The sequence below is a fragment of the Kitasatospora cystarginea genome (assembly GCF_039533515.1).
GTDB lineage: Bacteria > Actinomycetota > Actinomycetes > Streptomycetales > Streptomycetaceae > Kitasatospora > Kitasatospora cystarginea.
Genome location: NZ_BAAATR010000090.1, coordinates 1 through 9,785 on the forward strand (window position 1 = coordinate 1; position 9,785 = coordinate 9,785).

Genomic DNA, 9,785 nt, shown 5'->3' on the forward strand with positions numbered 1-9,785 from the left:
ATCATGCGGTCGTAGGCCTCGAGTGCAAGGGCATGGACCTTCTCGGATATCCCCAGTTCAGCCCACTGCTTGACGCGGCGCCGGATGGTCCGACCGGAGCATCCGGCGCCAGCGATCCGTTCGTAGCCGGAGCCGTGGACCAGCGCGAGCACGATGTACTCGAAGACGGTCCGCTCTGGAACCCGTCGCCGGTGACAACCCAGCGGATGGCTCTCGGCGTATCCGTGGCACGGGCAGCAGAGCGGCGAATTGGTCCCACAGGGGGTTCCAAAAGGCATGATGGGACCGCAGGCACGAGCCCTCCGGGTGATCACTGAGCGTCATGATCACTCAGGCTCGTGCCTGCCTTGCGTTCGGGCCCGCCTGGGCTGCCCCACCCACCATTTGCCGGTCGGTCTTAGACAGCTGCGTACGGTCGGGGCATGACCACAGGACTTCCGATCACGTACCCCGTTCGCACCGAGCACGTCGAGATCCCGGTGGGCCGCGACGGGGCGGGCATGGGCGGCTATCTCGCCCGTCCCGCCGCACCCGGAGCGTTCCCCGGCATCGTGGTGGGGATGGAGCTGTTCGGGATCGACCAGCGTGTGCGGGACGTCTGCGAACGGCTCGCGGGGCTCGGATTCGTCGCGCTCGCCCCCGACTTCCACCACCGGCCCCCTGGGCCGATCTGCCGCGCGATGACGCGGGTCGCAGCCGGGGCTTCGAGCTGCTGCATCTCATGACGCGCGAACAGGTCCTCGCCGACGTGGGCACCGCCATCGGCCACCTGCGTGCCGCCAGCAGTGGACGGGTCGCGATGGTCGGCCTGAGCATGGGCGGCCACATCGCCTACCTCGCCGCGACCGCGCACGACCTCGACGCCGTGGTGGTGTTCTACGGGGGCTGGCTGCCGACGACCGAAGTCCCGCTCGGCAGGCCCGAACCGACCCTGTCCCGCACCGCCGCGATCACCGCACGAGTGCTGTTCCTCGTCGGCGAGCACGACCACATCATCCCGCCGAACTCGCAGCAGGAGATCCGCGACGCACTGCACGGAGCGAGCGTGTCACATGAGTTCGTCGTCTACCCGGGAGTCGGGCACCGATTCCTCGACACCGACCCCGATGCCGCGAAGCACGCCTGGAAGCGCGTGCAGGCATTCCTCACCGGACCTGACCACGCCGAGCAGCTCGCCCATCAGGCGCGCTGATGGGCGACCGTCGCCGAGACGGTGCTGCGCCGGCCGGGGCCGGTGGCCATGCTCACCTCGGATGTCGACGGCATGGCGAAGCTCTGCGGCAGCCGTGTCCGGCTCATCGCGATCCGAGCCAGGGCGCGTGTAGCGCTCACGTCCCCGGGGAGGCGAGCGCCACCAGATCGGCCCGGGCCTCCCGTCCCCTCGTGCGGGAGGCCCAGGCCGACTGCGGTGAGCCGCCGGGTGGGTCACTTCGCCGGGCCGTGCCAGGCGGGGCTGGTGGCGAGGGCCTGGAGCTGGTCCAGCGTCAGGGCCGGGGCGTCCCGCGTCGGTTGGCCCGCCGGAGCGGCGGAGTTGAAGGAGTGGACGAGGACACGCAGGTGGTCCGGCCGCAGGATGTCGACGCCGTTGCGGACGATGCCCTTGTGGCCCGCGAAGTCGTCCTCGGTGTACGAGAGCACCTTGGTCCCGTCGGACAGCGTGGTGGCGTTCTTGAACTCGGTGCTGACGTCGGCACCCGAGAACTTGCTCGGCTGGAAGCCGCTCCAGTCCTGGACGATCACCTCGATCAGGCTCTTGCCCTGGCCGTCGTCGACGGTGAAGTGGGCGTCGCCGATGGCGCCACTGCCGCCGGTGTCGCTCTCCTTCAGCCCGTTGGGCAGGAGCTGGGCGGCGGTGGCCAGGATCTGGTCGACCTTGGGCGAGGTGAAGTTCGGCGGCGGCATGTCGGTCTTCGCGGGAGCGGCCGCGGCGGGCAGCGCGTTCAGGACCTGGTCCCAGCGATGGTCGGTGGCGATGGCGGCGAGCTGGTCCGCAGTCAGTGGCGGATCGGTCCGGGTGAGCTGGTAGACGGTCTGGCCCGGCATGTTGTACTCGTTGACGTCGACCACCGCTCCATCCGGACGGCGCAGCGTCGCGAACCACTGCTTGAAGCCGCGCGCCTTGTCGGGGTGGGTCCACCGCTGCAGGACGGTCAGGTAGGAGCCGTCCGGTCGTGCGGTGTGGCTGCAGACCGTGTACGGCTCGTAGGTCGGGTCGGGGCACTTGGCCCAGTCCGCGTTCATGTCGACGGGGGTGGGGTCGCGACGGAGGTTCACCGTGATCGAGCCCTGCCCCTGACCGTCCTCGAGCGTGAGGCCGGCGTACGGTGCCCGGCGGCCGTTGAGCTTCGGGTCCGGCTCGGTGCTTCGGCTGTCGGGGTTGCTCTCCTGCCAGCCGCTCGGGATCGCGGACTTGAGGAGGCTCAGCATCTGGTCGGCGCCGACCGGCGCGGCCGGGGTCGAGGCGGCGGCGGTCGGCGCGGGGGAACCGGAGACGGAGGCCGACGCGGGGGCTGCGGGGTCCGTCGTCCCCCTCCCGCCCGGCAGGGACGCGACCGCGGCCGCGCCGCTCGCCACCACGGCGACCATGACCGCACCGCCGATGACGTTGCGGCGCAGTTTCTTCCGTCTGCCGCGCCGTGCGGCGTCGGCGGCCAGCTCGTCGACCCCGCGCACGAGGCTGACGTCGGCCACCTCCCGCAGCGCCGAGGCGAACTCGTCTTCAAAAGGCATGGCTGTACACCGTTTCTCGGGAGCTGGGAAGGTCAGTGAATCGCCTGCGTGGCAAAGCCGTCACCGAGCAGTACGCGCATCCGCCCGAGCGCCCGATGGCTGCGCGAGCGCACCGCGGAGGAGGACAGCTGCAGGGCGGCCGCGGTCTCCTCGACGCTGCGGTCCTCCCAGAATCGCAGGACGAGCACCGCCCGGTCCTGCGGGGAGAGTTCGCGCAGTGCCTGCAGGAGAGTCAGTCTCAGGGTCGGGTCGCCGTCGTGTACGACGATCTCCGGGAACTCGTGGACCACACGTTCGCTGCTGCTGCGGCGCCGCCGGTACGACACGAAGGTGTTGGCCAGGACGACCTGCGCATAACCGGCCGGGTTCTCGAGTCGCGACAACCGCCGCCAGCGGACGTACATCCGGCTGAGCGCCTCCTGGACGAGGTCCTCGGCAAGGTACGCGTCACCGCCGGTCAGCAGGTAGGCCGTCCTGAACAGGCGCCCTCCGCAAGCGGCGGCGAACTCCAGGAAGTCGACCGGCCTCGGGGCCGTCGTCTCGCTCGTCGAGGTGTGGTCCATGCCCCGCTAACGCCGTGAGAAGTTGATGATGTTGCAGGTGTGATCAGATTATTTTTTCCGAGGGAGGTCCAGGCCGGCCTTCGAGCTCTGCGGGTGTGGGACCTGAGTCGGCATCAGGGTCGGGTCGGGGTGCGGTCAGGGCGATCACCGGTTCCGCGGGGGTGGAGCGGCGGGACTCGGACGGGACCGCGCCGGCAGCGACCATGCGCCGGCAGACGTGACGTGGCCTGCGGCAGGCTTCAGCACGCCTGCTGCTGTGGCTCGATGTCACGCGCTCCTGGACCCGAAGCACTTTTCGGCCTTGGCGGAGGCGTTCCACCCTGCGGTTGGACACCGCAGGGTGGAACTTCAGCCGGCAGCCCGCCTGCCGGTCGGTGGCGCTCTCTCCTTGGTGTCAGAGGTTCTGGAGCTGGGCCCGCGCGTCGTCCAGGGTGGTCTGCGGAACCCCGATCAGCACCTGCGGGGAGCCGATGTCCCCGCTGGGGCAGAAGCGGGTGGCAGGGACGCGAACGGCCACGTCGAACTCTTCGCCGTTGCGGACTATGTCGAGGAGAGAGCCCTGCGCGCAGCTCGCCTCGGGAGCGATCGGCGGAGAGTTAAGCCAGGTGACGGGCTGGAAGGCCTCTTGTCCAGGCTCCAGTACCGTTCCGTGCTCCTTGTCGACGGAGAAGATTCCGTCACCCAGGACACCGGTGGTGAGCTTGGTGAGCACGGGCCAGTTGGCGGACCGCACGTCGTCGGTCCGCACATCAGCGGGCCCGTACATCACGCAGGCCTGCTTCGAGACGTTGGCGAGTTTGACGACACCGGACCATCGGGAATCGGCATCCACGTGCAGACCGACCATCTCGCCGACGACGGGAGTATAGCCTTCCCAGTTGTAACACAGCGGGACGTCCGCCCCTGAGAGGGCCGCGTGCGGGGCAGCCGATGCGACGGTCGCGCCGACCGTGCCGAGCGCGGTCAGGGCCAGCGCCGAAGAGGCCAGGCCGGCGACGGTACGGCGGAGATGACGCTTACTCAAAATTGCTCCCTGGTAGGACATGACATTCAGACGATCCGCTGCGGTAGAGCGGCTCACTTACTAAATGCCGCCGGGCTCGGTTGTGTTGCACTCCCAGCCGAAGTCGGGGAGACGGTTGGGCCGGACGTGTGGCAGACGTGCCGGGAGTTGATCCCGGCGGGGAGTGTCTTCGCGTTCCTGGCCGAGCACCGGGGTCGACTGTTCCCGACGGGGATGTTCGCGGACATGTATCCGTCGGCGAACGGCGGGCCGAGCATGCCGCCGCAGATCCTGGCCGCCGCGATCACGCTGCAGGCCCTGCACGGCCTGTCCGACTTCGGGACAGCCCCGCGTTGCACCCCGCACCCCACCATCAGAACAAGGCCGGCCCCGGCACCACCCACCCCGGACAGACCCAGCACCAGCAACCCCGAGCACGCCCGGAACAGCCGGCGCCCGGCGGTCGGCGGCACCGGCAGCGGCCGCAATTTCCGCGGGGCCCGTGTCTGGGGTGCCGGAGGCGGCCTGGAAGGGGCGGACGACGGTTGCGCCGCCCGTCCCGGTCGGCGCAGTCCGGTCCCGCCCCTACCGCGTGGAGGAACCCGTGGTCACCTTGCTCATGCACCACCGCTTCGACGTCGTGATCGCCGCGGTCTTCGGCCTCGTCTTCGCCCCGCTTGGCGCGGCAGCTTGAGGGAGGGGGCCGCCCCGAGCGACTGAGCGCCCGGGCCCCGTCGCCGCAGGCCCGGCGCCGAACGCTGTCAGCCCCCTGCTCTAGCGTTCCCGACATGACGCAAGCCGCTCACACGTACCGCTATCTGCGCTCCTCCGTGCTGGACGACCTGCACGGGCGCCTCGGGCTGGAGACCTCCGGCGGGGCCACACCCTTCGGCGAGGTCACCCATCCCCACTTCTTCGAGGGGATGTTGACAGCCCCGGCGGCCGCGGCCGCCGGGCTGCTCGCCGTCGCGGACGTGGCCGCCGCACGCTACTACCAGCCCCGACTACCCGCCTCGCTGGACCCGGTGGTCACCGCCAACGGCGACCGGCTGCGCTTCGAGTCCTTCTCCGGCTGCGGCGGCGTCTACGCCCGGCTCGACGTGCTCGAGTCCGGCCTGGACGGCGGCGGGATAGGCCACGGAACCACCAACGTCGACATCAACGTCCCGCTGCGGGACGCCCTCGGCCGCCTCGGCCCGGCCGAGCCGCTACGGCTCGCGGTCGGCACCGAGGCGCTGGAGGTCACCACGCCGGACGGACCGCTGGTGGAGAAGAAGGTTCCGCTGCCGGGCCGCTGGCTGCGCGGCTTCGCCGAGACGCAGGTGGTAGCCGCCGGCTTCGACCTGCGCGCCGAGTTGCCCGCCGCCGAGGCGGTCCGCTTCCTCCGCTCGCTGACGGCGGGAAGTGCGGGGGGCGCGCGCGGCACGGCCGGCGCGACGCAGTGGGTCGTCCCCACCGGGCGTCTGCTGCGCCCGACCAGCCGGCCCGTTCCGGGCGCCGTCTGCCTGCCCGGCCCGCAGCGGCTGGTCGCGCTGCAGCGGGTGCTGCGCCACGCTCGCGCGCTGCGCGTCTACGGCCCGCCGCTGACGGCCGGGGACAGCCGGCCGACCAGCTCAGCCTGGGAGGTCGAGCTGCCCGACATGCGGCTGACGCTCACTCTCTCTCCCGACCCGGCCCGCGGCTTCTCCGGCGAGGGCGGCGTGCTGGACGCGCTGGCATCGGCCGGCAGCGAGCAGGACGCGGACCTGGTCGCGGTGCTGCTGGCCTGGGAGCCGCGGATCGACGTGGCGGAGCTGGCCGAGCAGGCCGGCCTGTCGTCGCAGCGGGTCCGCGCGGCGCTGACCCGGCTGGGTACCTCCGGGCAGGTCGGCTACGACACCGCCGAGGCGGCCTTCTTCCACCGCCAGCTCCCCTACGACGCTGGCCGGGCGGAGTCCCACAACCCGCGGCTGCGGGCCGCCCGCGCTCTGGTCGCCGTGGGGGCAGTCCGGCCACAGGCCGACGGCGGGGCGCTGGTGCACGTGGAGGATCATGTGCAGCGGGTCCGGCGCGCCGGGGACGGCTCGCTGGGGTGCACCTGCCTCTGGTGGGCCAAGTACCGCGGCGGGCGCGGACCGTGCAAGCACGTGCTGGCGGTGGGCTTGGCGGCGGAGAGCGCCGCCTCGAACGATGTGAAGGAGATGGCGGCGCGATGAGCCTGCTGGACTGTGTGGACGCTGGGGATGCCAACGGCGTCGTGGCTGCGCTGGCCGCACTGGGACCGGCGGAGCGCCGCGCCCTGCTGCCCGAACTCAAGCGCCGCCGCAAGAAGCTGTCCGTCGCCTGGTGGGAGCACTCGGGAGGCCACAAGCTGGCCCTGCTGGTGGCGGGGCTGGGCTGCAACACGGCGCCCTCCGCCGCGTTCTCCTGGGCGAGCGGAGTCGGCTCCCCCGCCGGGATCGTGGTCTGGCAGAACGAGGCGGTCCTGGCCGTCGTCGACCAACAGAGTCCGGAGTGGCAGTCGGAGGTGCTGCGCAGGATCGCCGAACGACGGCCCACCGCCTGGCTCGGCGACGAGTACCCGGCGATCGAGCGCCTCGCCCGCGCCACGGGCCTGCCGGTACCGGTCACGGACGGTGTGGTGCTGGCGTGGCAGCGCCACCACGTCCCGCCCTACGCGACCGAGGAGTACCGACGCGAGCTGCTGCTCCGGCTGGTCCAGGCGCCGTCGACCCCCTCGCTGCTCCTCGGGCTCTTCGGCGTCGTCGGCGCGGGCGACCAGCTGGGCGAGGCGTGGCGCGGCGCGGTCCTCGGGCTGATCGAGGCCGGCGTGGTCGAGCGCGACGAGATACTCGACCGCTGCCTGGCCCGGCTGGCGCGCGGCGGACGGCCGGGCGACCAGCGCGGCTTCCAGCGGCTGCTGGAGGAGCTCGCGCCGACCCCGGAGGAGATCGCCGCACGGATCCGCGCCTACCTGCCGCTGCTGGACAGCCTGTCGCCGGTGGCCGCCCTCGGCCAGGCACAGCTCGCCGAGGCGGACGCCGCGGGCCTGCTGGAGCCGGAGCACCTGACCGAGGCCTCGACCACGGTCTTCTTCCGCAGCGAGAAGAAGCTGCTGCGCGCCCAGCTCGCCTGGCTGGACCGCTCCGGTCGGCGTTCCCCGGACTGGGCGGCGGCGGCCGTGCGCGGCGCGGCCTTGGCCTTCGGGCAGAGCGACGCGGAACTGCAGGAGCGGGCGCTCAAGGTGGCGGCGCGTCACCTGAAGGTGGCGGGTCCTGCCCTGCTGCCTGAACTGCAGGCGGCGACCGAGCTGCTCGGTCCGGCCCAGGCCGCCAGTGCGGTGGCGCTCTTCGGCCTGGACGCCCCCGCCGCCTCGGATGCGGCCGCGCCCTACGAGGAGTTGCTGCCGCCGCTCCCCCAGTCGGTGCCGCTGGCCGAGCCGCTGGACGGTCCCGTCGGCGTGGCCGAGGAGCTGGCCGCCGTGCTGGCGGGCGACGACAGCGTCGCCGCCTTCGAGCGGACGCTGGCCGGCCTGGTCCGCGAGGCGTTCCGGGACGGGGAGGCGCTCCGGGCGGCGCTGAAGCCGGTGCTGGGCGAGGAGGAGTGGGCCGAGACGCTCAGCGTCTGGTCTCCGGACCACACCTGGATCGCCCTCGCCGCAGCCGCGGCCGCAGGTCAGGTCACCGAGGCGCGGGCGCACGCCATGCTGCAGGGGCAGGGCCCGCTCCGGACGGAACATCAGGAGCGCCTCAGCGCCGTCCACGCCACCCGGGTGCACGAGGCCGCCGCTCTCATCGTGCTCGGACGCACGCCTTTCCTCGTCGCCACGCCCAGCTACGCGGACGGCGGGCTGGAGGCGGCCGTGCTGGTGGAGCGCCTCGCCGCCCTGGAGGCGGCGGAGGGCGAGGTCGGCGCGGCCGACTTCAGCCAGGCGCTGCTCCGCGTCCTGCCGACGGACGATCCGGCGGTGCAGGCGGCAGCCGTGCAGCTCCGCTCGGCGGAGGGCCGACGGCTGGCCCAGTGGCTCGCCCAGGGCGGGCTGCCCGGCCAGCGCACCGAGCGGCTGCCGGCCGGGGCGGGGCCGCGTGCGTGCCCGCGCGTCACCCAGCCCGGGCTCGCGCCGGATCAGGAGCCCGGGCTCCACCCGGACATACGCCGGATGCTCAACCCGATGGTGGACGGGGAGGGGCGCCACATCCTCGTCTACGGCGACATCGCGACGCCCTACGCCCTCGCCGTGCTGCCCTGCCACCGCGAGGAGCTGGCGGTCCGGCTCGGCAACGCGATCATCGAAGCCGCCCAGTACGGCGCCAAGGGCGCGCAGCTGCTGCCGCAGCTGGTCGAGGCGGGCGGTCCGGCCGGCCCCGGGGTCCACCTGACGGTGGCGTGCGCGCTCGGCGCGGCGACGGCGGAGGACCGCACGGCCGCCGTGGACGCGCTGCTGCTGCTCGCCGCCCAAGACGCGCTCGACGCGGACCGCCTCGGCGCCGATCTCGCCGAGGCGGTCCGCTGCGGCGTGGCCCCGCTGAACCGGGTGCCGCTCACCCTCCGTCAGGCTGCCGAGTCCGGCGCCTACGGGACGGTCTGGTCGGTCCTCCGCGCCGCCCTGCCGGGCCTGCTGGCCCCGGAGCCGATACGCGGCGTGCCGGAGCTGCTGGCCATCGCCGCCGACTGCGCCGCCCGCAGCGGCGCGACCGGTGCGCTGCCGGTGGTCGAGGCGCTGGCGGCGCGCCGCGGCTCCTCCCGCCTGCTGAAGGAGGCCCGGGCACTGCACGCCGTGCTGACGGCGAGCTGAGAGGCGGCTCACCCCAGCAACGCGGAGACCGCCGTCCCCTGCGCGGCGAGGGCGCCCTCGCCCTCCGGCGCGACCGGATACCCACCGAGGTCGGCCGAGGCGCGGCAAGGCGGCGGAATGCGTTGTGGCCCGTTCCTGGCAGCTCCAATGCCGGGAACGGGCCATGTGTTCCTCCCCCGGTCAGGCCCTACGGTTCCATGCCGTCGGCCATGTCGTGCAGGTGGTAGACGGCGCAGGGCAAGTCCTGGCCGTACCAGTACGGGCTGGTCAGCGCAGTGGGTGCGTCCGGGACGGCCGCCAGCTGGTCCGCAGCCTGCATCCACGCCGTGGCCACCAGCACCCGCATCCGGTCGAACTCGGCGACCAGGGCGGCCAACTCCTCGGCAGGCGGCAGCTCTACCGCGCCGTGGGCAGCCTGTGCACCGCGAGGCCGGCCAGCCGCTGCGTGGTCCAGTCGGCATCAGCCAAGCGTTCAACCCGGCAACTCAACTGCTCATCCGCCAGCTGAAGCGCTCACTCACATTTCGGCGACACGGGGCCGCTGGGGAATGGTTCTACAGCTCGACGTCCATCCAGGCGATGTCGTTCAGCTCGACGTCGAGGCCGCGGGCGCGGCGGCCGCGGTCCTTGAAGTACTCGTCCCGCAGGGCCTCGGCGAGGATCGCTTCCTGCTGGGCCTGGGGGGCTCCGGCGTCGCGGGCCTCGTACAGCCGCC

8 protein-coding genes and 2 pseudogenes are annotated in these 9,785 nt (G+C 72.7%); 5 read left to right on the forward strand and 5 right to left on the reverse strand.

The annotated features are described in order from the left end of the window. A pseudogene (locus tag ABD369_RS39345) lies at nt 1-295 on the reverse strand (transposase); the annotation flags it as partial. A gap of 127 nt (nt 296-422) precedes the next feature. Here ABD369_RS39345 and ABD369_RS39350 point away from each other — a divergent pair. The 3 genes and pseudogenes from ABD369_RS39350 to ABD369_RS39360 all read left to right on the forward strand — a co-directional run. Continuing rightward, complete coding sequence (locus ABD369_RS39350; protein ID WP_344641452.1) at nt 423-725, forward strand: dienelactone hydrolase family protein; 303 nt, start codon at nt 423-425, stop codon at nt 723-725. After that, nucleotides 722-1,192 (forward strand): dienelactone hydrolase family protein, encoded by a 471-nt coding sequence (locus tag ABD369_RS39355; RefSeq protein ID WP_344641453.1) that lies wholly within the window; start codon nt 722-724, stop codon nt 1,190-1,192. Before ABD369_RS39350 ends, ABD369_RS39355 begins: the two co-directional genes overlap by 4 nt. Nucleotides 1,193-1,195: 3 nt before the next feature. Then, nucleotides 1,196-1,306: pseudogene (locus tag ABD369_RS39360) on the forward strand (DNA-binding protein); the annotation flags it as partial. A gap of 119 nt (nt 1,307-1,425) precedes the next feature. Here ABD369_RS39360 and ABD369_RS39365 read toward each other — a convergent pair. The 3 genes from ABD369_RS39365 to ABD369_RS39375 all read right to left on the reverse strand — a co-directional run bounded on the left by ABD369_RS39365 (nt 1,426) and on the right by ABD369_RS39375 (nt 4,317). Then, complete coding sequence (locus ABD369_RS39365) at nt 1,426-2,730, reverse strand: hypothetical protein (RefSeq protein WP_344641454.1); 1,305 nt, start codon at nt 2,728-2,730, stop codon at nt 1,426-1,428. Nucleotides 2,731-2,762: 32 nt separating this feature from the next. Further along, nucleotides 2,763-3,293: a SigE family RNA polymerase sigma factor gene (locus tag ABD369_RS39370; protein ID WP_344641455.1), complete on the reverse strand. Its 531-nt coding sequence runs from the start codon at nt 3,291-3,293 to the stop codon at nt 2,763-2,765. Between the two features lie 394 nt (nt 3,294-3,687). Next, the gene (locus tag ABD369_RS39375) at nt 3,688-4,317 is read right to left on the reverse strand and encodes a hypothetical protein (RefSeq protein WP_344641456.1); all 630 of its coding nucleotides are present in this window, start codon (nt 4,315-4,317) and stop codon (nt 3,688-3,690) included. Nucleotides 4,318-5,084: 767 nt separating this feature from the next. Between ABD369_RS39375 and ABD369_RS39385 the strand changes: the two genes are divergently transcribed. After that, nucleotides 5,085-6,491 carry an SWIM zinc finger family protein gene (locus tag ABD369_RS39385; protein ID WP_344641457.1) on the forward strand — a complete coding sequence of 469 codons (1,407 nt, stop codon included), beginning with the start codon at nt 5,085-5,087 and terminating at the stop codon, nt 6,489-6,491. Beyond that, nucleotides 6,488-9,070 carry a DUF7825 domain-containing protein gene (locus ABD369_RS39390; protein ID WP_344641458.1) on the forward strand — a complete coding sequence of 861 codons (2,583 nt, stop codon included), beginning with the start codon at nt 6,488-6,490 and terminating at the stop codon, nt 9,068-9,070. Before ABD369_RS39385 ends, ABD369_RS39390 begins: the two co-directional genes overlap by 4 nt. 187 nt (nt 9,071-9,257) lie before the next feature. Here the strand turns inward: ABD369_RS39390 and ABD369_RS39395 are convergent, their stop codons facing one another. Then, nucleotides 9,258-9,446: a hypothetical protein gene (locus tag ABD369_RS39395; protein WP_344641459.1), complete on the reverse strand. Its 189-nt coding sequence runs from the start codon at nt 9,444-9,446 to the stop codon at nt 9,258-9,260. Between the last annotated feature and the right edge of the window lie 339 nt (nt 9,447-9,785).